The organism is Bacillus sp. PK6-16 (assembly GCF_056530295.1).
This window is the reverse complement of sequence record NZ_CP096511.1, coordinates 274,187-299,233: the sequence shown is the minus strand read 5'-3', so window position 1 is coordinate 299,233 and position 25,047 is coordinate 274,187. Positions and strand designations below refer to the sequence as shown.

Annotated in this window: 18 protein-coding genes, 2 pseudogenes and 2 riboswitches; of the genes and pseudogenes, 13 read left to right on the top strand and 7 right to left on the bottom strand. The window is 37.0% G+C overall.

From position 1 onward, the window contains the following. Window positions 1–218 precede the first annotated feature (218 nt). The 3 genes from cydA to M1D66_RS01395 all read left to right on the top strand — a co-directional run bounded on the left by cydA (window position 219) and on the right by M1D66_RS01395 (window position 4,462). A complete protein-coding gene (gene cydA, locus M1D66_RS01405; RefSeq protein WP_000381979.1) occupies window positions 219–1,574 on the top strand; it encodes a cytochrome ubiquinol oxidase subunit I in 1,356 nt (451 codons plus the stop codon). Then, window positions 1,567–2,592 (top strand): cytochrome d ubiquinol oxidase subunit II, encoded by a 1,026-nt coding sequence (locus M1D66_RS01400; RefSeq protein ID WP_000544187.1) that lies wholly within the window; start codon window positions 1,567–1,569, stop codon window positions 2,590–2,592. Before cydA ends, M1D66_RS01400 begins: the two co-directional genes overlap by 8 nt. 511 nt (window positions 2,593–3,103) lie before the next feature. Then, window positions 3,104–4,462, top strand: a complete 1,359-nt coding sequence (locus M1D66_RS01395; RefSeq protein WP_000021123.1) for an arsenic transporter — start codon at window positions 3,104–3,106, stop codon at window positions 4,460–4,462. 101 nt (window positions 4,463–4,563) lie between these two features. Here the strand turns inward: M1D66_RS01395 and thiC are convergent, their stop codons facing one another. Both thiC and M1D66_RS01385 read right to left on the bottom strand, forming a co-directional pair. After that, complete coding sequence (thiC, locus tag M1D66_RS01390) at window positions 4,564–6,324, bottom strand: phosphomethylpyrimidine synthase ThiC (protein ID WP_242554942.1); 1,761 nt, start codon at window positions 6,322–6,324, stop codon at window positions 4,564–4,566. 114 nt (window positions 6,325–6,438) lie between these two features. Continuing rightward, window positions 6,439–6,554: riboswitch (TPP riboswitch) on the bottom strand. 71 nt (window positions 6,555–6,625) lie between these two features. Beyond that, window positions 6,626–6,697 (bottom strand): annotated as a pseudogene (locus M1D66_RS01385) (L-lactate permease); the annotation flags it as partial. A 3-nt stretch (window positions 6,698–6,700) separates the two neighbouring features. On the opposite strand from M1D66_RS01385, the gene M1D66_RS01380 reads away from it, so the two are divergent. After that, on the top strand, window positions 6,701–7,012 hold the full coding sequence (locus tag M1D66_RS01380; RefSeq protein ID WP_375363827.1) for a transposase: 312 nt from the start codon (window positions 6,701–6,703) through the stop codon (window positions 7,010–7,012). 482 nt (window positions 7,013–7,494) lie between these two features. Here M1D66_RS01380 and M1D66_RS01375 read toward each other — a convergent pair whose 3' ends face one another. Further along, window positions 7,495–7,797 (bottom strand): hypothetical protein, encoded by a 303-nt coding sequence (locus M1D66_RS01375; RefSeq protein WP_000717619.1) that lies wholly within the window; start codon window positions 7,795–7,797, stop codon window positions 7,495–7,497. Between the two features lie 414 nt (window positions 7,798–8,211). Here M1D66_RS01375 and M1D66_RS01370 point away from each other — a divergent pair, with 414 nt between their 5' ends. After that, window positions 8,212–9,033, top strand: coding sequence for an IS110 family transposase (locus M1D66_RS01370; protein WP_425592565.1), 822 nt, complete (start codon window positions 8,212–8,214; stop codon window positions 9,031–9,033). 3 nt (window positions 9,034–9,036) lie between these two features. Next, window positions 9,037–9,360 (top strand): annotated as a pseudogene (locus tag M1D66_RS01365) (transposase). Between the two features lie 169 nt (window positions 9,361–9,529). After that, window positions 9,530–9,645, bottom strand: a riboswitch (TPP riboswitch). Between the two features lie 71 nt (window positions 9,646–9,716). On the opposite strand, the gene lldP reads toward M1D66_RS01365, so the two are convergent. After that, on the bottom strand, window positions 9,717–11,378 hold the full coding sequence (gene lldP / locus M1D66_RS01360; RefSeq protein ID WP_086385587.1) for an L-lactate permease: 1,662 nt from the start codon (window positions 11,376–11,378) through the stop codon (window positions 9,717–9,719). Between the two features lie 295 nt (window positions 11,379–11,673). Between lldP and M1D66_RS01355 the strand changes: the two genes are divergently transcribed. Beyond that, window positions 11,674–11,991, top strand: a complete 318-nt coding sequence (locus tag M1D66_RS01355) for a magnetosome magnetite crystal formation protein family (protein WP_001014099.1) — start codon at window positions 11,674–11,676, stop codon at window positions 11,989–11,991. 71 nt (window positions 11,992–12,062) lie between these two features. On the opposite strand, the gene M1D66_RS01350 is transcribed toward M1D66_RS01355, so the two are convergent. Next, a complete protein-coding gene (locus tag M1D66_RS01350) occupies window positions 12,063–12,554 on the bottom strand; it encodes a metal-binding protein (protein WP_001139061.1) in 492 nt (163 codons plus the stop codon). Between the two features lie 50 nt (window positions 12,555–12,604). Next, a complete protein-coding gene (locus tag M1D66_RS01345; RefSeq protein WP_000810369.1) occupies window positions 12,605–12,970 on the bottom strand; it encodes a YkvA family protein in 366 nt (121 codons plus the stop codon). A gap of 546 nt (window positions 12,971–13,516) precedes the next feature. On the opposite strand from M1D66_RS01345, the gene M1D66_RS01340 reads away from it, so the two are divergent. The 6 genes from M1D66_RS01340 (at window position 13,517) to M1D66_RS01315 (ending at window position 22,787) form a co-directional block, all read left to right on the top strand. Further along, window positions 13,517–15,445, top strand: a complete 1,929-nt coding sequence (locus tag M1D66_RS01340) for an LTA synthase family protein (RefSeq protein ID WP_086385588.1) — start codon at window positions 13,517–13,519, stop codon at window positions 15,443–15,445. Window positions 15,446–16,065: 620 nt separating this feature from the next. Further along, the gene (locus tag M1D66_RS01335; RefSeq protein WP_086385589.1) at window positions 16,066–16,950 is read left to right on the top strand and encodes a D-amino-acid transaminase; all 885 of its coding nucleotides are present in this window, start codon (window positions 16,066–16,068) and stop codon (window positions 16,948–16,950) included. 209 nt (window positions 16,951–17,159) lie between these two features. Beyond that, a complete protein-coding gene (locus M1D66_RS01330) occupies window positions 17,160–18,893 on the top strand; it encodes a C40 family peptidase (protein WP_086385590.1) in 1,734 nt (577 codons plus the stop codon). 367 nt (window positions 18,894–19,260) lie between these two features. Continuing rightward, window positions 19,261–20,472, top strand: a complete 1,212-nt coding sequence (locus M1D66_RS01325) for a NupC/NupG family nucleoside CNT transporter (protein ID WP_001051019.1) — start codon at window positions 19,261–19,263, stop codon at window positions 20,470–20,472. Window positions 20,473–20,733: 261 nt separating this feature from the next. Further along, entirely contained in the window at window positions 20,734–21,489 is a 756-nt protein-coding gene (locus tag M1D66_RS01320) for a nucleotidyl cyclase domain-containing protein (RefSeq protein WP_242554941.1), read from the top strand. Beyond that, entirely contained in the window at window positions 21,486–22,787 is a 1,302-nt protein-coding gene (locus tag M1D66_RS01315; RefSeq protein WP_000988755.1) for a glycosyltransferase family 2 protein, read from the top strand. Before M1D66_RS01320 ends, M1D66_RS01315 begins: the two co-directional genes overlap by 4 nt. Before the next feature lie 622 nt (window positions 22,788–23,409). Here the strand turns inward: M1D66_RS01315 and opuD are convergent. Further along, window positions 23,410–24,924: a glycine betaine transporter OpuD gene (gene opuD / locus M1D66_RS01310; RefSeq protein ID WP_001229103.1), complete on the bottom strand. Its 1,515-nt coding sequence runs from the start codon at window positions 24,922–24,924 to the stop codon at window positions 23,410–23,412. Between the last annotated feature and the right edge of the window lie 123 nt (window positions 24,925–25,047).

Below are 25,047 nucleotides of genomic sequence, written 5' to 3'. Positions count from 1 at the left end.
CTAAAAACAGAACTTATGTTCGCATAAAAGATTATAAAAGATTCCTGAGCAAAAAACAAACAAAACATGACCAACTATTTATTTCTTTCTATTCAAAATATTACAACATTATATTATCATATTCATTTTTTAAATACATATATATTTTTGGTAGTTTTTTTGAATAAATCTTCCAATTCAATCAGAAAATAATGGCAAAAAAGAAGAGGAGTTTACATATGGATACGGTAACATTAGCAAGAGCATTTTTCGGTTCTTCATTAGCATTCCACATTATCTTTGCAACACTTGGGGTCGGACTTTCATTGATGATTTTTATAAGCGAAATACTCTATCACTGGAAGAAAGACTCCGACTATGCCATTATGGCGAAAAGATGGACAAAGGCGTTTGCTATTCTTCTCGGTGTAGCAATTCCAACTGGAACAATCGTTGGTGTGCAAATCTCACTTCTTTGGCCTGGTTTCGCCAAAATTGTTGGGCAAGTTATTTCTGTTCCCTTCCAAATTGAGATTTTCGCCTTCTTTTTGGAGGCTTTATTCATGTCGATTTACGTATATGCAGCCGATAAACTTCCTCCATTTATGAGATTAATCTCGCTATTTTTCGTCATGCTTGGTGCCACGGCATCCGCCGTGCTTATTACATCAGCAAATACATGGATGAATACACCAGCAGGCTTTTCAATGAATCCAGATGGATCTGTTTTTAACGTTGATCCTTGGAAAGCTTTCTTTAATCCGAGTTTTGGTACAAGTGCATTCCATGTCGTTATTACGGCTTATGCAACTGGTGCGGCTGTCATTGCTTCTATCGCTGGATTTAAATTATTGAAGAAAAATTTAAGTACACGTGAAATTGCTTATCATAAAAAAGGGCTGCTATTAGGGCTTGTCGTTACATTTATTACAGGCGCTACGATGTGGCTTTCAGGACATGAATCAGCGATCGCCTTACATAAACACTCACCTGAAAAACTTGCATCTGCTGAAGCTTTATTTGAAACGACATCACACGCACCGCTATCCATTGGCGGAGTTGTGGATCCCAATACACTTGAACTAAACTATGCACTTGAAATTCCCAACATGCTTAGCTTATTAGTGGGACTAGACCCTAGCACTGTCGTAAAAGGTCTAAAGGAATTTCCCCAAGAAACATGGCCACCATTTTATACACATACACTATTCAACTTAATGGTCGGCACCGCTGCGTTTACCTTTGCAGTTGCAGCAATTGCGCTCTTATATTGGTACTTCGTTTACCGAAAAAAGGGAACAGAACTACCGAAGTGGCTACTTTGGGGGGCTACCGCATGCGGACCAATTATGATGCTCGGTATTGAATTCGGATGGATTTTCAGTTGTAGCGGTCGTCAACCATGGACAATTTATGGTATGCAACGTACCGTCGATGCATCTACACGCGCCGATTTCGTCGGTCCTTTATTTGTTTTGTTCATCATTTTATATATTGGACTCGCTATTTTAACAGTCATTGTTCTACGGACATTCTTTAGAAGACATCCATTAAAGAATGATTTACAACATCAAGGAGGCGATTCTCATGCATGAGGAAAGTATTGCAATCATCATCTTATGGGCCCTTATTTTCGTATACAGTATACTAGGGTCCATTGATTTTGGAGCTGGTTTTTGGGGCATGGTATACGCAAAACATCCGACGCTCGCTGCTAAACTTGCGAATCGGTACTTATCACCAACTTGGGAGGTAACAAATACGTTTCTCGTCTTCGTCGTTGTCGCATTTCTCGGCTTCTTTCCGAAAGCGGCCTTTACTCTTGCGACAGTAATGTTCGTACCAGTTATGTTAATTTTAGTGCTCGTTGCAGTACGTAGTACGTTTATGGTATTTGCTTACTCCTTGCCAAAATATCAGTACCTTCTTCGGGTTATTTCAGGTATTACTGGTCTCTTAATTCCAGCACTATTAATTACCGTTTTACCCGTTACAGAGGGAGCCTATATTACAATGTCTGAAGGAAAAGAAGTACTCCTGTATGGAAAACTTCTTTCTAGCCCGGTTATCTACTGTTATATGCTTTTCGGACTAACGTCTGAACTATTTCTCTCCTCTCTCTTTCTTGCTGATTTTGCGAGAGAACAAAGTTCAGAAGATACGTATAGAATTTATAGAAGAAATGCTATCATTCTTGGTCCTGCAACGCTCGTTACAGCAATCATCGCCCTCGTTGTAATGGACCCAGAAACACATTGGCTTATGCAAGGATTAATAAAGCAATTCCCGTGGTTTACAGTTTCTATTGTTTTATTCGTTATCGGATACTCGTCCCTTTGGTGGACAAACAAAAAATACAATACACTAGGATACCCTCGCATTGCCGTTTTAGCTGTCGTCGCTCAATATGCATTTGCAAGCTACGCTTACGGCGTCGCGCATTTACCGTATATTATTTATCCTGACGTAACTGTATTTACAAGCTTCACAACGACAGAAACGTTCTATGCACTGCTCATTCTATACGCAATTGGGATTGCAATTTTATTACCAGGATTTATTTTCTTCTGGAATTTATTCTTGAAGGATCGTACTTTTTTGAAGGAAAAATAATATAGTCTTGGAGTCTGTCCCAAAAGGCATTTTGGAATAGACTCCTTTTGTCATGTTTTGTCGATAAGTCGATATATTTTAAAAATCGCTGATATATTTTGAGTTGCGTCGATATATCTCCATAATCGCTGATATATTTTAAGTTGCGCCGATATATCTCCATAATCACTGATATATTTTAAGTTGCGCCGATATATTTCAATAATCGCTGATATATTTTAAGTTGCGCCGATATATTTCAATAATCGCTGATATATTTTAAGTTGCGTCAATATATCTCCATAATTGCCCATATAAATTTCATTTACTATTTTACTGCCCCAATAATTTATAGACTCCTCTCATAATAGTTATTTCACTATTCGTGACACTTGTCCTTTAGCTTGAAAAACACATATTCGCTTCATCTCGTTATACGTCTAGTTCTTCTTATTTTTTGCTGAATATACTACCAATATAAACTTGAGACAAGCTACATCTGTTCAAGGGAAAATAGAAAGGTAGGCAAAATATGAGCATTGAAATATGGATTACTATTATTGTATTCTTCTTAACGATGATCGTTATCTTTTGGCGGCCTCGAGGTTTGAATGAGGCGTGGCCAGCAGCAATCGGAGCTGGTATCATCATAATTACTGGACTTGTATCAAAACCAGACGTCATGGATATTATAAGTAAAATTGGCGGTGCTTCCATAACAATATTAGCGACCATCGTCATGGCAGTTATATTAGAAAGCTTCGGCTTCTTCCATTGGTCCGCAGCGAAACTGGCAAATCTAGCGAAAGGTTCTGGACGCCGTCTATACTGGTATATTCAATTATTATGTTTTCTTATGACTCTTTTATTTAATAACGACGGTAGTATTTTAATTACAACTCCCATTTTAATTCTTCTTCTAAAAAACCTTCAATTAAAACCACATCAACAAATTCCTTATTTATTAAGCGGAGCTTTAATCGCTACCGCATCTAGTGCACCAATTGGTGTAAGTAATATCGTAAACTTAATTGCATTAAATATCGTTAATATGACTCTTTATATGCATACTGCTATGATGTTTGTACCTGCAACATTAGGCTTATTATTTATGTCATGGCTCATGTATACAGTTTTGAAGAAAAAACTTCCGAAAAAATTACCTGTTTCTTCATATGATATTGAAGAAATTTTCTTCACGAAAAACTTCCATCCACTAAAAGGAAATAATTCTGTTGATACGAAACAAAAACGGACAAGATTCATGTTAAAAGTATTAGGTTTCGTCTTCCTGATGCGCTGTCTTCTATTCGTTGCATCCTTCTTATCCATCCCAATTGAAATCGTTGCAGTACTTGGTTCACTCGTTCTTCTCATTTGGAGATGGTACTACTTACGAACAAACCCTGTCGACATTTTGAAAAAGACACCGTGGCACATTTTAATTTTCGCCTTCTCTATGTACGTCATTATTTACGGACTCCACAACGCAGGATTAACAGCTGCACTTGTACAATGGCTCGAGCCAATTGTGAATCAGCATCTACTCTATGCTAGCTTTGCAATGGGCGGACTTGTATCCATCCTCTCTAACGTCTTCAATAACCATCCTGCCCTTATGATTGGTACAATCACATTAACAGAAATGGGACTAGATCCAGTCACATTAAAAACAATCTATCTTGCAAACATCATTGGTAGTGACATCGGTTCACTATTACTACCAATTGGTACACTAGCTTCACTCATTTGGATGTATATTCTGAAACAAAACAAAATTAAAGTAAAATGGAAAGACTATTTAAGTGTATCCCTTATCGTTATCCCGCTCACAACAGTCGTCACACTATTCCTCTTATTCTACTGGGTACATCTCTTCTTTGCCTTATAAACAACAGAAGCCCCATTTGCTACCGTCTTAGCAAATGGGGCTTCTTCTATAATAAAGTTAGGTACTACAGTGTGATCAATCAAGTAAAGAGGTGTAACGTGTTATTGATATAAATGACTACCAGCTTCTTTAAATTCTTCTGCTTTCTCTTTCATTCCTTTTTCAATTGCTTCTGTCGTTTCTAAATCATTTTCTTTTGCATATTCACGAATATCATGTGAAATTCTCATACTACAAAACTTCGGTCCACACATTGAACAGAAGTGAGCTGTCTTTGCCCCTTCTGCAGGCAACGTTTCATCGTGATATTCCATCGCACGTTCAGGATCTAAAGATAAATTAAATTGATCGCGCCAACGGAATTCGAAACGTGCTTTTGAAAGTGCATCATCACGCTGATGAGCCGTTTTATGTCCTTTCGCAAGATCAGCCGCATGCGCTGCAATTTTATACGTAATAACACCCGTGCGTACATCATCTTTGTTTGGCAAACCTAAATGTTCTTTCGGCGTTACATAACAAAGCATCGCCGTTCCAAACCAACCGATCATCGCAGCTCCAATTGCCGATGTAATATGGTCATAACCTGGTGCAATATCTGTCGTTAGTGGCCCAAGTGTATAAAAAGGCGCGCCCTGACAAATATCAAGCTCTTTCTCCATATTCTCTTTAATTAAATGCATCGGTACATGCCCAGGCCCTTCAATCATAACTTGCACATCATGTTTCCAAGCAATCTTCGTTAATTCACCAAGTGTTTCAAGCTCAGAAAACTGTGCTTCGTCATTTGCATCTGCAATCGATCCTGGACGTAATCCATCTCCAAGAGAGAACGAAACATCGTACTGCTTCATAATTTCACAAATCTCTTCAAAATGAGTATATAGGAAGTTTTCTTTATGATGGAATAAACACCACTGCGCCATAATCGAACCACCACGCGAAACGATACCTGTCGTACGCTTTGCAGTAATTGGAATGTAACGAAGCAATACACCAGCGTGAATCGTAAAGTAATCAACGCCTTGCTCCGCTTGCTCAATTAACGTATCACGGTACACTTCCCATGTTAAATCTTCTGCAATTCCATTTACCTTTTCAAGCGCTTGATAAATCGGCACAGTTCCAACTGGTACAGGCGCATTACGAATAATCCACTCACGCGTCGTATGAATGTTTTTACCTGTAGATAAATCCATAATTGTATCTGCACCCCAGCGCGTTGCCCACGTCATCTTCTCTACTTCTTCTGCAATAGAAGAAGATACAGCAGAGTTTCCGATATTTGCATTTACCTTCACGTGGAAATTACGCCCGATAATCATCGGTTCTGCTTCTGGATGATTAATATTCGCTGGTAAAATAGCGCGGCCTTCTGCGATTTCCTTACGAACAAACTCCGGCTCTACTCCTTCACGAATTGCAACGTATTCCATCTCAGACGTAATAATGCCATTACGCGCATAATGCATTTGCGTAACATTTGCACCTTGCTTCGCTCTAAGCGGCTGGCGATCCATTTGCGGGAAAACAGGTGTATGTTTCGAAGCCACTTTCACACCATCATCCTCTGGTTTCACCTCGCGCCCTTCATATGTCTCTACATCCCCGCGCTCCATGATCCAAGAATGACGCGGCGTTGGAATTCCCTTTTCTAACTCCACTTTATACTCAGGATCCGTATAAGGGCCGCTCGTATCATACACACGAATTGGCGGATTTGGAACGCCATTTGTTTCGCTTTGTTCAATCTCACGCATCGGTACTTTCATGCCTTCTCGTGGTCCATCCACATATACTTTCTTACTCCCTGGTAAACTCGATTTCAATTCAATTTGCTCAGCTGAAACAGACTGTTTCATAACCTTTGTTGCCTCCCCTGTTCGTGACAAGGACGAGATATGGCCAGCGCATGCCAAAATAAAAAGAGCCAGGTCCATAAAAAAATAAGGACCTGGCTCATAAAAGACATCATTATGTAAAGCCGTTAACTTCCCTACGCTGGTACGAGCCAGATCAGGTCCAAAGGGTTAAGAAGATCACGCGCTTCTCTCTCAGCCTACGCATACGTTAGGCACCCCTAGTTTATCACTGATTTAATTTTCAATACTTTCCCATCATACACGATAATCTGAAAAATGCAAAGGTTATTTCTTTTTCTCTTTATGGAATCATCCACGTTAAATAATATGCTTGAACATACGTTATAATACCAACAATAATTACGAAGAACACCCTATTGTAAAAATAGTTTATGATTTAACATGGGAGTTTAAAAACATCTTCACCACAAAAAGTGTTGAGAATCTCAATCATTGTATTAAGAAAATTAAGAATACTAATATGCAAGAGTTTAAGAGCTTTACGAATGGATTAGCCCGGGATATTGAAGCTGTCAGAAATACGGTAACTTATGAGAATAATAATGGTCTTACCGAAGGGAGCATAAACAAGTTAAAGCTTATTAAAAGAATCATGTATGGTCGATGCAAATTCTCCACATTGCGGACAAAGATTCTACTTTTGGAGAGAATGAGACTTTTCAACTAACTCCGGGAAGAACCATTTTTTACTTGCCAAATACATTCATCAGTCCCGTTTGCCAAAGAGCCTTTGTCTCTGCTGTATTTCGCTACAACTGCTACTGTTACCTGCCATACAACCTGCAATAGAGATAGGTAACAATTTACTATACAAGGAACAAAATTGACCCGCTCCTCCATTTAGTGATTTAACTATCTTTATTATTCAGAGCTAAAACTCAAAGAAAAATCTCTTACATTTATTGTAACTTAATTTCCTTAATATATTAATTATTTTTGTTGTCTTGTTAGTTAAAGGGTTACTTAGTACAAAAAATAACCGTAGATAGTAGCACGAACACTGTTCTTGTTATAATTATTTTTTTTCAGAACGTCTATAATCCTCTTTTAAAAAATATATGTAAATATAATAAAAAACGAATGATTAATAGAAATATTCTACACCACTCATTTTTTATCGGACTTCTTTTTACTGTACTTTTATTTTCTTTATGAGTTATTAGAAAAATAATTGTCTATATAAGTCTTTATTTTTTCAAAATTCTTTTCCATAAATAAGATTGCTGGTACTTCAATTATTGGAAGATTATTTTCATTATCAAAAGCTGGACACGGTTTTGGAACTACCAAATAGTCAACTGAGTTTTTATCCCTAATATAATTAATTGAAACATCATAATACTTAGAAAAATATCCCTTCAAATCATCCTGATTCCTTAAAAATGGTAGAGAAAATATTGAACCATAATTTATACCAGCGTCGACAATTAATACAAAGCATATTTTTTTCATGATACACCCTCCTCGTATAATAAGTTTTAAGTTAATAACTGTTCCTTGAAAATTAAATAGTTTTTATCTTCAAGAGCTACATCAAAAAAATGATGTATGGGTAAAATTCAGTCTTGGATACTGGGGGATTTCCCTAGATAATGGAAGTATGGAAATGGATCCATCGGGAATATGCTTACTCTTCCTGTAGTTCGACCACGTTAAAAGACTGTGACCCAGACCAAAATGCACTGCATACGCACAAGCTGTATCGGTTTCCTTCACTTACCTCTCATAATGGTGGGAGGGGCAGCTTAGATGAAGGCAATCATTGAATACTCATACGCGAGGTTGTGGCTATGTTTTTGACTCTAGGGAGATCCCACAGTATCCAAGCTCATTCCAAATACTATTCAAAGAAAGGAGGTCCTTTCTTTGAGATTATTCGTAGCTATTGATGTAAGCTCTGAAAAATTTGATGTATGTTTTCTTGACAGTCATGACACTGTTTTGAAAGAAATTTGTCTTTCAAACGATGTGAATGGTGCCAACGCCATTAAGGAGGATGTTCTCCATTTTCATCAGTTGTACAACTATAAAAAAATTGTCATTGGTATGGAATCTACTTCCGTCTATAGTTTCCGTCCTTCCATGTTCCTAACGGAAGATAAGGATTTGAGGGCTTTAGACGTGGAAGTGGTCGTACAAAATCCAAAAGCCATCCATCGGTATAAAAAACTCTTTGAAGAAGATAAGACCGATAAAATAGATGCTTTCCGTATTGCCGATTTTTTACGAATCGGACGGTATAATAAGTTTCTTATCAAGGAGGAAAAATACGTTGCCCTTCAACGTTTAACACGATCTAGATATCAACTCGTTCACCAGCAAACAGAATGTAAGCAACACTTTCTGAAGAACCTTTACTACAAATGTAATACGTTATCGAAAGAGTTAAATACCTCTGTTTTTGGTGCGACGATGATGGAAATACTCTCAGATTCCCTTTCGTTGGATGAAATCGCAGAAATGGATCTAGAAGCACTCGCTACTCTTCTTCAGAAAAAGGGGAAAGGACGCTTTAGCGACCCGGAAGATTTAGCGAAAACCATCAAGAAAGCCATACGTGACTCCTACCGACTAGGTAAGGTCGTTCAAGACTCTGTGGACGTTGTATTAGCCACTTATGCACGATTGATTCAAACATTGAAAAAACAAATCAAAGAGATAGAAAAAAGCATTACTGCTTTATTCTAAGCCATTCCAGAAGCGAGATATTTAACAAGTGTTCCAGGCATTGGAGTCGTATACGCCGCGGGAATCATTGCGGAAGTTGGACAAATTGAACGCTTTGAGAACGAAGCACAATTGGCCAAATACACCGGTCTTTACTAGAAAAAATCGCAATCTGGAAACTTTGAATCGGAACGAACACCCATGACACGAACGGGAAACCAGTATCTTCGTTATTACATGGTTGAAGCTGCCAACTCTGTACCATTTCGTGAAGCTACTTACCGTGCTTATTATTTAAAGAAATATGATGAAGTTCCGAAATACAAACATAAAAGAGCCCTTGTCTAAAGCCGTAACTAGATTCGCTAAATTGTTTTTCAAATATTGAACCAAACACTTGACTGATTGCTTGTTGAACAACCCTATCCACTACTGTCGGTATTCCCAATTTGCGCATCTTCCATAAAAAGAGCCAGGTCCATAAAAAAATAAGGACCTGGCTCATAAAGACATCATTATGTAAAGCCGTTAACTTCCCTACGCTGGTACGAGCCAGATTAGGTCCAAAGGGTTAAGAAGTTCACGCGCTTCTCTCTCAGCCTACGCATACGTTAGGCACCCCTAGTTTATCACTGATTTAATTTTCAATACCTTTCTATCATACACCATAATTTGGAAAATTAAAAGTTTATTTCTTTTGTTGTTTATGGAATCATCCACGTTAAATAATAAGCCTGAACATAAGTCATAATACCAACAATAATTACGAAAAACAAACTATGCTTCACTGTAAAACGGAACAAATCCGATTCTTTTCCAGCAAGACCAACCGCTGCACAAGCGATCGCAATCGACTGCGGGGAAATCATTTTACCTGTTACACCGCCTGTTGTATTTGCTGCAACGAGAAGCACTTCAGATACGCCGACTTGCTGCGCTGTAATGGCTTGTAAATTTGAGAACAGTGCATTCGCAGACGTATCAGACCCTGTTAGGAATACGCCAATCCAGCCTAAGAATGGTGAGAAGAACGGGAATAGTCCGCCAGTTCCGGCTAATGCTAACGCTAACGTAGAAGATAGACCAGAATAGTTTGCTATAAATGCAAACCCTAGTACGAATCCGATAGATAGAATTGGCATTTTTAATTCGCTTAACGTTTCTTTAAATGTCACTACTGCATCTTTTACATTCATTTTCAAAATAAACATGGAAATGATACACGCAATTAAAATCGCTGTTCCGGTTGCCGATAATACATCAAACTTCAGAATTGCCTCGTAAGGCGTTGGTTTATTTACAATTGGCTCTGCTTTCATTACTAGATTATGCAGACCTGGAATTTCAAACTTAAATACAAGACTTTCTAAAGCCCCTCCTGGAGTGAATAATGCCTTAAAGAAACTTTGGCTCCAAATGACTACCATAACCGTTAATACGATAAATGGGGACCATGCCTTCACTACTTTTCCAAACGTTAGTTTCGGCATCGATGCTACTGTCGTTGTTGCTGCTACTTCACTATTTGCTTGCCCAGATTGATAAATTTCTTTCGGCTGCCAAACTTTTAAGAACAGCGCTAAACTAATTAAACTTACAAGTGCCGATGTAATATCCGGAAGTTCTGGTCCTAAAAATGTCGCTGTAATGAACTGCGTAATCGCAAATGAACTACCCGCTACAAATAACGCAGGCCACGTTTGTCGTATCCCCTTAAATCCATCCATTAAAAATACGATAAAGAATGGCACAAATAATGATAGGAACGGTAATTGATGCCCAGCCATTTGTCCAATTTTATGTGGATCAATACCTGTTACTTGTCCAGCAACTGTAATCGGAATTCCCATCGCTCCGAACGCCACTGGTGCAGTATTTGCAATCAAACAAAGACCTGCTGCGTATAAAGGATTTAACCCAAGCCCCGCAAGAAGTGCTGCTGTAATCGCTACTGGTGCCCCAAATCCTGCCGCTCCTTCTAAAAATGCTCCAAATGAAAATCCAATTAAAATAACGAGTAGACGATGATCGTTCGTAATCGATAATACCGATGCACGAATCACATCGAATTGACCTGTTTTCACAGAAATTTTATATAAAAATACCGACATAATGATAATCCAAGCAATTGGCCATAATCCGTATAAGAAACCATATCCGGTCGCTGCCATTGCCATCGTGAACGGCATTTTATAAGCGAATAACGCTACTAAAACTGTAAGTACAACTGTAATAAATCCTGCCACATACCCTTTCATGCGGAAAACTGCTAAAGCTAAGAAAAAAAAGATAATCGGAATAAGTGCTACCGCTGCCGAAATCCAAATGTTTCCGAATGGATCATAAACTTGTGTCCATGTGTTCATTGTTCTCTCCCCCTAAAGAATCCCCTTTTGAATAGAATAACCCCATCAATAGACTATCAGGTCATCATACCTTTAAGTCTAAAATAAAAAAACGTTTAAGAAAACGTTTTCAACAACTTTCATTTATACTGTACCATAACAATTTCTATTAAAAAAGATTTTTTTGAAAATTTTATTATTTAACAGAAAATCTTACAAAATCGTCACGTTCTTGTAATGTTCATCGATAGGAAGTTTGCCAAAATTATTGCATAATAATAGTATAACAACAGAAATTATTTATGAGGTGATATATATGAACGGAAATAAAATATTAGCTGCGTTATCATACTTTAGTGTACTATTTGCCCCTATCTTATTCCCTATTATCGTTTGGATTGTAGGAGACGCTGAAACAAAACCACATGCAAAACGTGCTCTATGGACACACATCATTCCAAGTATCGCTACATTCATTGGCGTAACTATTTTAGGAATTATGGGTCTTGGATCTGATCAACCAGATGTAACACTTGGAATTGGATCAATGATTGTCTTAGCTATTTGCGGAATCATCAGCTTATACTACTTCATCTGGAACATTGTAAAAGGAATTAAAGTGCTGAAAGCTTAATTTTAAACAAATGTTTGTTTAAAAAGGGCCCCTTGCAAATTGCAAGGGGCCCTTTTCCTAATTCGTTCACTTTATCTTCTGCGTTTCTTCTTTTTTCTCATCATTTTCTTTCGGCGTGTATTCACTTTATCCGCTATAATGTGGAGCGTACTTGCCACAACAATTCCCATTAAGAATGTTACAATTTCAACCTCATGTTTCTGCGCAATTTCTATTAAATTACCATCCAATGCGATTACATTTAATAGTAATAAAAATGGAGAAAAGACAATTAACATGTACGCAATACGAATCACATCACCAAGTATAATCGTATGCGTAAAGAAAGATCGATGTGGCATTACTTTCTTATAAGGATACCAAAATATACGTAAGAAACCCCATTTGTTATAAGCATTACTGTACGTATCTAAATCTGGTGTTAAAAATGAAGTACCTACTAAAAAACCAATTGCAAAAGTTAATAAAAAATCAAAATTTGTTAATCCATACGAAAAGAGCAAAAACAAAACAACCGGAAGGGATATTAAGTTTATTTTCGTATGCGTTCTTCCTGATGGCATAATGCACTTCCTCGCTTACGTTCGTCCTGTCACCTCATGACAGATTTCACCTATTGACCTAATTTCTGATCGATAAATGTTGTGTCTATATCCGAACCAAACCATTCTGCCAACTTCACTCGTGCCTTATCTTTCACATCTTCATTGACGTATAACGACACCTGTATTAGTGCGGCCGTTAACGCCCCTAAATCATCCGTATAGCCAATTCCAGCAATGAAATCTGGAATCGCATCAATCGGTGCAATAAAATAAGCAAGTGCTCCAATTACAATAATTTTCACTCGTTTTGGAACATCGGGTCTTTGCAAAACGTAAAACAGTAATAAACTTGCATAAATGACCGACTGCCCTGCTTGCTTTGCAACATGTTTTACTTTCTTCCAAAACGCTTCAACTGAAAATTTTTGTTTCATGTAAAAAGCCTCCCTATTTTTAAAAAGAAATAAGCTACAATATGTTATCAGTAAAAGTTCATGGAAATTACACAAAACCTATCAATGAACTTTCATTGTAACAAACAAACTTAAAAAGAACAAGTGTTCGTTAATTTTCACACGATTTCCTTCATATAATAGATTTCTAGATAACCCTTACCCATCTTCGTTTCTTATTTCTCAACAAAGAAAATTTTCACTTCCACTTAACATTCTGCTCTACCTTTGTTATATTTTCTAGTTGACGGACATATAAACGAATGTTAAAGTTTTCTCTGGTAGTGACAAATCTTATACAAAAAATGTAAAATGTTATAGTGTTTCTCAGAAATGAATTTTGTTGTATAATACAGAAATGACGTTATGCTTATGAGCAACAAAAGAAACCAAAAGGGTATGCATAGTTATAGTCGTATATGGGTGAATATAGAACCTTTAATTATGGCCAAGAAAACTATGTATTTTTTATTTTAACATTTTTCGCTCCAAAATCGACCAAGCCTGATAGAGAAAGGGTGGAAATGAATGAAAGAAACCTTGAAATCACAATTTCAAAATGTGCGTTTCACTTTATTCGTAGCTTTAGCCTTATGGCTGAAAACTTACCTTATTACACGCACAAGCTTTGACTTAAAACTTGAATCTTTCATGCAAGAATTCATTTTATTCCTTAGCCCATTAGCAGCATCATTACTGCTTGTTGGTCTTGCATTATTTGCAAAAGGGAAAAAACGTAACTATATAGCACTTGGAATTAATTTTGTCTTAACAATCGTTCTTGTTGGTAACGTAATGTTCTACGGATTCTACAATGACTTCGTTACATTACCGGTGCTAGGACAAACATCTAACTTCGGAAGTTTAGGTTCTAGTGTGAAAGAATTATTTAACTACAAAATTATCCTTGCATTTGCAGACATTATCATATTCTTCGTTCTATTGAAGAAAATGAAGAACTTTGCACCTACAGAGCGTGTAGCACGCCCGATGCGTTCTCTATACTTCGTATCAACAGTTGCTATTTTCTTCGCAAACTTAGGACTTGCAGAAGCTGAACGCCCAGAACTATTAACACGTTCATTCGACCGCGTTATGCTTGTTAAAAACTTAGGATTATATGTACACCAAGTATACGATCTTGGCTTACAAGCAAAATCAAGTTCACAAAAAGCATTCGCTGACGGTAGTAAATTACAAGAAACAGAGAACTACGTAAAAACAACACAAAGTAAACCAGATCCAAATATGTTCGGTACTGCAAAAGGGAAAAACGTAATTGTTGTCTCTCTTGAGTCATTACAAACATTCTTAATTGGTGCAACAGTTAACGGACAAGAAGTTACACCATTCTTAAACCAATTTACGAAAGAAAGTTATTACTTTGATAACTTCTTCCATCAAACAGGTCAAGGTAAAACATCTGATGCTGAATTCCTAGTAGATACTTCTTTATATCCACTAGACCGCGGTGCTGTATTCTTCACACACGGTAACAATGAATATACAGCAACTCCAGAAATTTTACGTCAGCAAGGATACTACACTGCAGTATTCCATGCAAACAACGCAACATTCTGGAACCGTAACATTATGTATCCGGCACTTGGTTATGATCGTTACTACAACGAGCTTGACTACAAGATTACACCGGAAACAAAATTAAACTGGGGATTAAAAGATATTGAGTACTTCGATCAATCTGTTGATATGTTAAAACAAGTGAAGCAACCATTCTATACTCGCTTCCTTACTTTAACGAATCATTACCCATTCACTTACGATGATAATACGAAATTAATTGACGAATACAATTCTGGTGATGGCGTATTTGACCGTTACATGGTAACTGCTCGTTACTTAGACGAAGCAATGAAACACTTTATTGAACGTCTAAAAGCAGAAGGTATTTACGACAACTCAGTAATCGTATTCTACGGTGACCACTACGGTATTTCTGAAAACCATAACCGTGCAATGGCACAGTTCTTAGGAAAAGAAGAAATCACTGCATTTGACCATATGAACTTACAAAAAACACCGATGTTTATTCACGTTCCAGGTCAAAAAGAAGGTAAAACAATTTCGAAACCAACTGGTGAAATTGACATTAAACCAACTATTCTAAACTTACTTGGTGTAGATTCTACAAATGACGTTCGATTCGGTCATGATGTATTCTCACCTGATAATAAAGGATTTGTTGTTCTTCGTGACGGTAGCTTCGTTACAGATAAATACATGTACACAAACAGTACATTCTATGACCGTGCTACTGGCGAAGTTGTACAATTACCGAAAGAAGAATCTCAACCACTAATTGATCGTGCCCAAAATGAATTGAACATGTCTGATAAAATCATTGAAGGTGACTTACTTCGCTTCTCTGAAAGTAATAAGATCAAAACTGGTGAAGTAAAAACAGCTATTAAAGAAGAAAAGAAGAGCGCTGAGTAATCTCAGCCTCTTTTTTTATTTTCTTCCATACAACTACTTATATTCATTAACTTTAAAATTACATAACCTTTACCAAATATTCACATAGTGTTAATGAAGAATCTCTATAATAAAATATGTAAACGAGGTTCTACATATTTCTTATCTCTCATCTTTCGTAAGATCCCTTAAAGAAGTGTGTAAATCTTTTGTTTCTACTTTCTTATAATTGTCTTTCAACATGTTTTGTTTCCATACACAAAACATTCAACGAGACAATGTCCCTATGAAAGATAGCTACCCTCCTTGTGCAACATTCCATAAGAATGTTGCTTTTTTTTATTTAAAAGCAGGATTCTCATTCTTATTTTCGAATTTGTATATACAAAATGCTGTAAAGTGAAAATTTAATCAGTCCTCACTAATCGGGCAGTTATTCTCCCACTTCACTTCTTTGCTTCAATCGAATTTTTAAGTAGGAGTTTTACTGCCCGTTAATGCGGGGTAAATCATCCTTACTTCTCTATGATTTACAAATACATATACGGTCATATGTAGAGAATTACTTACATAAAAATTACTATAGTAATTTTTATCTCGCATGAATGAAAGTTTCACGTTACTTACGTACTTACGAAAGGATGGGACGGAAATTGGCATACGAAAAATTTGTACTTTGGAATGATGAAGTTATTGATACAACAAAACAACAAACGTACATAGAACTTGAAGAGAGAGGTTCGCAGTTCGGAGATGGTGTCTACGAGGTTATTCGCCTATATAAAGGGAACTTTCATTTATTAGATCCGCACATAACGAGATTATATCGATCCATGGAAGAAATAGAATTATCGCTCCCTTTCTCAAAAGCTGAGCTCATCACTTTACTTTACAAATTAATTGAACAAAATCATTTCCATGAAGATGGCACAATTTATTTGCAAGTATCTCGTGGTGTACAAGCTCGCACACATATATTTTCATATGACAACCCTCCAACAATTTATGCCTATATTACAAAAAAAGAAAGACCAGCGTTATGGATTGAATATGGTATACGCGCTATATCAGAACCCGATACTCGATGGCTACGCTGTGACATTAAATCATTAAATTTATTACCAAACGTACTAGCTGCTACGAAAGCTGAACGAAAAGGCTGTAAAGAGGCACTTCTCGTAAGGAATGGTATTGTAACGGAAGGAAGCCATTCCAACTTCTTTTTAATTAAAAACGGAACTCTTTACACACATCCAGCCAATCACCTTATTTTAAATGGCATTATTCGTCAATATGTCCTTTCTTTAGCGAATACTCTTCACATACCTGTACAGGAAGAACTTTTCAGCGTTCGTGACGTTTATCAAGCAGATGAATGCTTTTTTACAGGCACAACGATTGAAATTTTACCAATGACCCACCTTGATGGAACCGCGATTCAAGATGGGCAAGTTGGGCCTATCACCAAAAAACTGCAAAAATCATTTAATCAAATCTTGTTACAATCCAATATGGCATCTTCTTAAAACCGAATAATTTCTGTCCTTTCACATTCAATATATGCATTTAAATGGAAATCAAGGTGTAAATTTATGCCTTGATTTTTTCTTGTAATCTTTTTGTCATATTCAGATTCCCACATAAGCCTTGACAGTAATCGACATGCTCTTTAGAATTTTTAACAGTTGGTAAATATTTCTTCACTACATTACAGACAGAAAGGAATCGACAAATTATGAAAAAGTATCTTGCCGGTCTTGCGGCAGTGTCTGTAGCAGGAGGAGCAGCACCTACACTTGATAGTGTTCAAGCTGCACCTGAACAAAATACACAAAAGGCTGCTACAACTGTCCAAGCTTCTGCGTCAAACAACTCATCTTATACGGTAAACGCGAGCGTATTACATGTTCGTACGGGATCAAGCACTTCTCACGACATCATCTCACGCGTTTATAACGGTCAATCACTAAACGTGATTGGCGAAGAAAATGGTTGGTTCAAAATTAACATTAACGGAAAAACAGGCTTTGTTAGTGGCGAATTTGTATCAAAAAGTGGAGCAGCAAACAACAATGTAAGCACAGGTGGAAACAATAAAGTTACCGCTGATGTATTACGTGTACGTACAGCTCCTAACACTTCTAGTTCTGTTTCTGGACGTGTATATGAAGGACAAACATTAAACGTAATTGGACAAGAAAATGGTTGGGTGAAAATTAACCATAATGGACAAGTAGGTTATGTAAGTGGCGAATTCGTATCTGGCGTTTCTTCTAATGCAGGTTCTTCAAACAACAATACGAATAATAACAACCAAGAAGTAAAACCAGCAAGCGGAAACTATACAGTAAATGTATCTTCCCTTCGTGTTCGTACTGGTCCTAGCACTTCTCACACAACTGTAGGTTCTGTCAAAAAAGGACAAGTAGTACAAGTTGTTGGCGAAGTTCAAGATTGGTTCAAAATCAATTACGCAGGACAAACTGCTTATATAAGCAAAGACTACGTAACAAAAGGCGGTTCTAACGAAAACGTTACAGAAGGCAACAAACAAGAGCAAAACAATAATGGAACTATTCAAACTGGCGGTTCTTATGTAGTTAACGCTACATCTTTACGTGTTCGTACAGGCCCTGCTGCTTATCATAGTGTAATTGGTGGCGTTTTAAACGGTACAACATTAAACGTAGTTGGATCTGAAAACGGTTGGTTTAAAGTAAATTACCAAGGAAAAACAGGCTTTGTTAGCAGCGAATTTGTAAAATTCGTTAAAGGTGGCACTACTACTCCTGAGCAACCAAAACAACCTGAACAGCCTAACCAAGGGGCAATTGGTGACTACTACATTAATGCTTCTGCACTAAATGTACGTAGCGGCGAAGGTACAAATTATAGAATCATAGGCGCACTTCCACAAGGTCAGAAGGTTCAAGTAATCTCTGAAAACTCTGGATGGAGCAAAATTAACTACAACGGTCAAACTGGTTATATCGGAACACGTTACCTATCTAAAACACCAGTTGGAGGCGCAGTAGATAATAAGCCTAACAATAACCAAAATAACAATCAAAACAATAACAACAATAATAATACAGGCAACAATAGCGGCGACAGTTCTTCCGTACTTGCATATGCAAAATCAATGCAAGGTGTACCATACGTTTGGGGCGGAAGTTCTGCTAACGGTGTTGACTGCAGTGGTTACATCTACCACGTATTTAAGAAATTTGGTCATAACATTAACCGCCAAAGTGTTGCAGGATATTGGAGTAGCCTACCAAAAACTTCAAGTCCACAACCTGGTGACTTAATTTATTTCCAAAACACTTATAAATCTGGTCCTTCTCACATGGGTATCTACCTTGGGGGCGGATCATTTATCCAAGCTGGAGATAACGGTGTAGCAATCGATTCATTAAGTAAATCTTATTGGAAGAGCCACTTCTTAGGATACACGAAAGCACCTTAATTAATAGTTTCAAAGCCTTCTAGTTTACTAGAAGGCTTTTTTACTATGAGTTCAACATATTACTCCCTTTCTCCTACCTTCTCTCTACAAAAATAATGTATCCATTCTTCCATTTCATACACTTTATTCTGCAAAAACAATGCATAACGTTATCATAATGTATATATTCCCATAAAAAACATAACCTATTTCATGTCTATTTATTTCATATGTGTTTTTTTGAAGAATTTTCTTTTTATTTAAACTTTTCATTAGACGTTTGACCTCCGATGTCCATTATGATAAGTTACTTAAGATGTTATATTCGTAAACGTATAGACAACTGGTTTATACACTGTTTTTACTATGAGGAAGGAGCATACACTGCATGAATCTTTTATGGGGAATTGGCGGCGTGATTGGAGTATTAGCAATTGCATTCTTACTATCTTCCAACCGCAAAGCTATTAATTGGCGCACAATTTTAATCGCGCTAGCATTACAAATGTCATTTTCATTTATCGTATTACGATGGGATGCTGGTAAAGCAGGTTTAAAACACGCTGCTGACGGTGTTCAAGGATTAATTAATTTTTCTTACGAGGGAATTAAGTTCGTTGCTGGGGATTTAGTCAACGCAAAAGGACCTTGGGGATTTGTATTCTTTATTCAAGCACTACTTCCAATCGTATTTATTAGTTCATTAGTAGCAATCTTATATCATTTTGGTATTATGCAGAAATTTGTTAGCGTCGTTGGTGGTGCATTAAGTAAACTTCTTGGAACTTCTAAAGCAGAAAGCTTAAACTCAGTAACGACTGTATTTTTAGGACAAACTGAAGCTCCAATCTTAATTAAACCTTACTTAGCACGCTTAACAAATAGTGAATTCTTCACTATTATGGTAAGCGGTATGACAGCTGTTGCTGGATCTGTTCTTGTCGGCTATGCAGCAATGGGTATTCCGTTAGAGCACTTATTAGCAGCTGCAATAATGGCAGCTCCATCAAGCTTATTAATTGCGAAACTCATTATGCCAGAGACAGAAAAAGTAGATAATAACGTTGAACTTTCTACAGAACGTGAAGACGCAAACGTTATCGATGCAGCTGCACGCGGTGCATCTGAAGGTATGCAACTTGTTATTAACGTAGCAGCAATGTTAATGGCTTTCATCGCATTAATCGCTTTATTAAATGGATTATTAGGATGGGTTGGTTCTCTGTTCGATATTAAACTTAGCCTTGATTTAATCTTCGGTTACTTATTATCACCATTTGCAATCTTAATCGGGGTTTCTCCTGGTGAAGCTGTACAAGCAGCAAGCTTTATCGGTCAAAAACTTGCAATCAACGAATTCGTTGCATACGCAAACTTAGGGCCACACATGGCAGAGTTCTCTGACAAAACAAATCTAATTTTAACATTTGCAATCTGTGGATTCGCAAACTTCTCTTCTATCGCAATTCAATTAGGTGTAACAGGAACTTTAGCTCCTACTCGCCGTAAACAAATTGCACAATTAGGGATTAAAGCAGTTATCGCTGGTACATTAGCGAACTTCTTAAACGCAGCAGTTGCAGGTATGATGTTCCTATAAACTTATATAGAGTCTTCTCTTTCTCCAAGAGAAGACTTTTTTCATGCAATCCAAACGTATTATATATATCTATCAACCACCTTATCCCAAATATAAGAACATTATGATACAATAATGTTTAGATCTTTTTATTTTTCTGATGAAAATAGAAATACTACTTGTTGTTGCCCTTCAAAAGAATTTAACGACATAGTCAATTTCTTAATAATTGCGCATACTACAAGTATCTATGGATGAAATAGCTTTAAGGAGGAAAGTTTTGTGAAAGATAAGTTCTATAAAATCCTCTCTATGTGGATTCTACAAATTGTATTTTATTTTACTACTGTACATGTGACGAATTATGAGCATGCGCTCATTTTTACAATAATATACGTAATCGTAAATGTACTATTCTTATTTTTAGCTGACAAAACAGCATTTATTTTCTTCATACTAGGAACCATCATTTCCGTATTTTATTTATTTTATCAAGCATGGCTTCATTTATGGAGTACATCAGTTCAATGGCAATATATGATTACCCACTTCCTGATGGCAGCTAACTTCTTCATTGTATACATAACAACTCACCTATTGAAAAAAGTGATTCATGAAAATAAAACTTTAACTGAGCGTGTGAGAACGTTGGAACAATATATTGGAGAATCAAAATTACTAACGAGACAAGAATTCGAGAGACGCCAAGCGTTATTAACGACTGCAATGAATCGTCGTAACGAAACAGGCATTATTATTTACTTTGATTTCACTTCCTTTAGTAAATATACGAAGGAAAGTGTTATGGACCGTGTAGCTTCCTTATTAGTTGAAACGGTAAGGAATGATTTTGACCTTGCTGCTGAATATGATAATAATACGCTAGTTATTTTATTACAAAACACAAATGAAGCTGGTGCTGATATTGTAATGAACCGCCTAAAGCCAAAAATGGAGCAATGGCTTGCAGCTGAAGCAATCCGAGATATAAAAATTTCACGTGAGCAAATTGGAAACAAAGGACAGACATTGTTATGATGACTCTCGTTATACTTCTTTTATTTCTTCTGTTTTGCGTACTCGTTTTTTGGATCAGTATCACATTTTCAATTAAATATGTTCTTATTTTTACGGCCTTTCTATTCTCTGGCTTACTCGTTTACTACTCTTTCTTAACAATCGCGGGCTTAATTCACCGAAATAGTAAACGAAAAGATCGTACGCTAGAACATTATCCGAGCGTTGATATTTTCATACCTGCTCATAATGAAGGGGTCGTTATTAAAGATACTTTAGAGGCGATGGCGAAGATTGAATATCCAGGAAAGCTAACCATTTATTTATTAAATGATAACTCTCAAGATGAAACACCTGAAATCGGCGATGATTTCGACAAAGCTTATGCCCACATTCGTCACATTCGTGTTCCGTCCGGTGAACCGAAGGGTAAATCACGCGTATTAAACTACGGCCTTAGTATTTCAGATGGTGAATACTTCTGTGTGTACGATGCAGATAACCAACCTGAACCACACGCACTGCGAATGCTTGTAGAGCACGCTGAAACAACTGAAGATGCTGTTGGAGCTGTTGGACATGTTCGTACAGTAAACGAAAAGCGAAACTGGCTGACGCGAATGATTTCACTGGAATTTCAAATCTTCCAGCTCCTTATGCAATCTGGACGCTGGTTACTATTCCAAACAGGCTCACTGACAGGAACAAATATGCTTCTTCGTCGCTCCGCACTAGAAGAGCTTGGTGGCTATGACCCTTATGCAATTGCAGAAGATGCTGAATTAACATTAAGAATTACACAAAAAGGTTATCTCTTACCAATCGTCCCAGAATCAGTTACTTGGGAACAAGAACCAGAGCATTTAAAAATTCTTATTAAACAACGTACACGTTGGCTCCAAGGGAATTTATACATTTTAGAAAAAATGTTCTCGTCATTAAGTTTCTTTAAAGGAAAACTTCTCGTCCATTCCTTACAACAAGTTCTAGTGTATGTTGTATTTTGGCTATTCCTAATCATTTCAAACGTTTGGTTTGTAATTGGGCTACTCGGGATATTCCAAATTCAATATAGCATTCCGCTACTATTTATGTGGTATGTCGCATATATTACATATGTTTCTCAATTATTTAGTGCCCAGAGTGTCGAACGAACCTTTACACCGACTAATATTTTTATTAGCGTTATTATGTACTTTACGTACGCACAGCTCTTTACGTACTTATTTATTCGTAGCTTAATCTTATACTTACGTGCAAAGAGCAAGAAACAAGTCATTGGCTGGGATAAGACAGTTCGATTCAAAAAAGATAAATAATAACAATAAGCACAGAGCGCCGTATGCTCTGTGCTTATTTATTGCCGTATAAATTATATATCAGACAATACCCCTTAGCTGAAAGTAATTTCACGTCCATCCCCCAACGAACGATCGACCTTCATTTATATACGAAAAAGTGATTGCTATTTTTGTAGAACCAATTGCTTCTCTTGCTGTTCTTTGCGCGTTTCAGTCTTAGGTTCCGTGCTTTCTTGGACACTACGATGTGCCACACGTTTCAAACAAATATGCTTCCACTTTCTTTCGTAACGTTTCATTATTCTAGATGTCCCCCTTGAATGCGCTTTAAAACTATTTGAAATCGCTTACAGGAAATAATATAGCACATATATATAAACGTGACAACACATTTCCGACATATTTTTGACAAAAATACGAATAGAATTCGTAAGGTATCGAATATTGTCGAAACCTATCGTTTTTTCTTCGTATAAAAGGCATACTACTTATATGGTAAAGTATTTTATTTCCCCTACCCGCATTTCAAATTCCTTCTATATAAAGTGAAACTTTCATTAGCCATCACCAATCGTACTTTTACAGGCAAATAGAGAAATAAAAAAGAGCTGATATGAAATCAGCTCTTTTCCTTCTATTATTAATGACGCTTCATACGTCCTTCTTTTTGTAACTCTTTAAATAATGCTGCCATCATAAAGAAAATAACAAAGACGAACGGGAATGCTGCAATGATAGCTGCCGTTTGTAAGGCTTCTAATCCACCAATATATAATAGCGTAGAAGCTATCGCGGCTAGAACGATACCCCAAATCATTTTAATACGATTTGGTGGGTTTAAACTACCATGTGTCGTTAACATCCCTAAAACGAATGTTGCAGAGTCTGCAGATGTAATAAAGAATGTTGCAATAAGTAAAATACCTAAAACTGATAAAGCTGATCCAAAGCTGCCCATCTGATCGAACATAGCGAATAATCCTACTTCTGTTCCCATTTCTTTCACTTTGTCGAAGATATGTGCATCACCAAACAGCTCCATATGAATACCTGTTCCGCCGAAAACTGAGAACCAAAGTGCACCAATTACGGTCGGCACAAGTAACACACCGATAACAAACTCACGAATTGTACGACCTCGTGAAACACGAGCAATAAACGTACCTACGAACGGTGACCACGCAATCCACCATGCCCAATAGAAAATTGTCCATGACTGAATCCATTGATTCCCACCTTCGTCTAATGGACTTAAACGGAAACTCATACTTGGCAATTCCTGAATATAAGAACCGATTGTTGAAGTGAAGTAATTCATAATAAAGTTTGTTGGACCTGCAAATAATACAATGATCATAAGTGCAAATGCAAAAATAATATTCGTATTACTTAAATATTTAATTCCTTTATCAAGACCTGTTTGCGCAGATAACATAAATAATACTGTTACGATTGCAATAATAACTAACTGAGTCGTTAATGAGTTCGGGATAGATGTTAAATAACTAACACCACCTGCAATTTGTTTCGCACCAAGACCTAATGACGTTGCAACACCAAATACAGTTGCGAAAACAGCTAACACATCAAATGAATGAGCAATACGCCCGTGTTCCCCGCCCTTAAATAACGGACCTACTGTCGCACTAATCGTACTTGCTTTTCCTTTTCTAAAAGTAAAGTAAGCAATACATAACGCTACAAACGCATATAGTCCCCAAGGATGTAATCCCCAATGGAAAAACGAAAAACGCAGTGCAAGGCGCGCACTTTCCTCAGTTGCACTATCTCCAAACGGAGGTGCGTATAAATGGTTTAATGGTTCGGCAACGCCCCAGAAAACTAAGCCGATACCCATACCAGCACTAAATAACATAGCAAACCATGTCATATAACTATAATCAGGTTCATCATCATCTTTACCTAAACGAATAGAACCGTATTTCGAAACAATTAAAAAGATAGACACACCTAAAATAATAGACACGGAAATAATATAAAACCACCCGAACTTACTAACTAATGCAGTTTGAATTGCGGTTGTTACATTTCCTAAGCTACCTTTTCCAATAATAGATTCGGGAATAATCCCCCAAATTGTAAATGCAATACATAATGTTAATGAAACGATGAATGTTTTTGTCAGTTTCCTCATCAAATCCCCCTTCGTAGGTTTCGCTTTTGTAAATAACATAAATTCCGATATGTAAAATCGGATAGAAAACTATAATTTTGCGGTGATTTTCTTACTTTCACCTTCACCAATTCGAATTCTTAT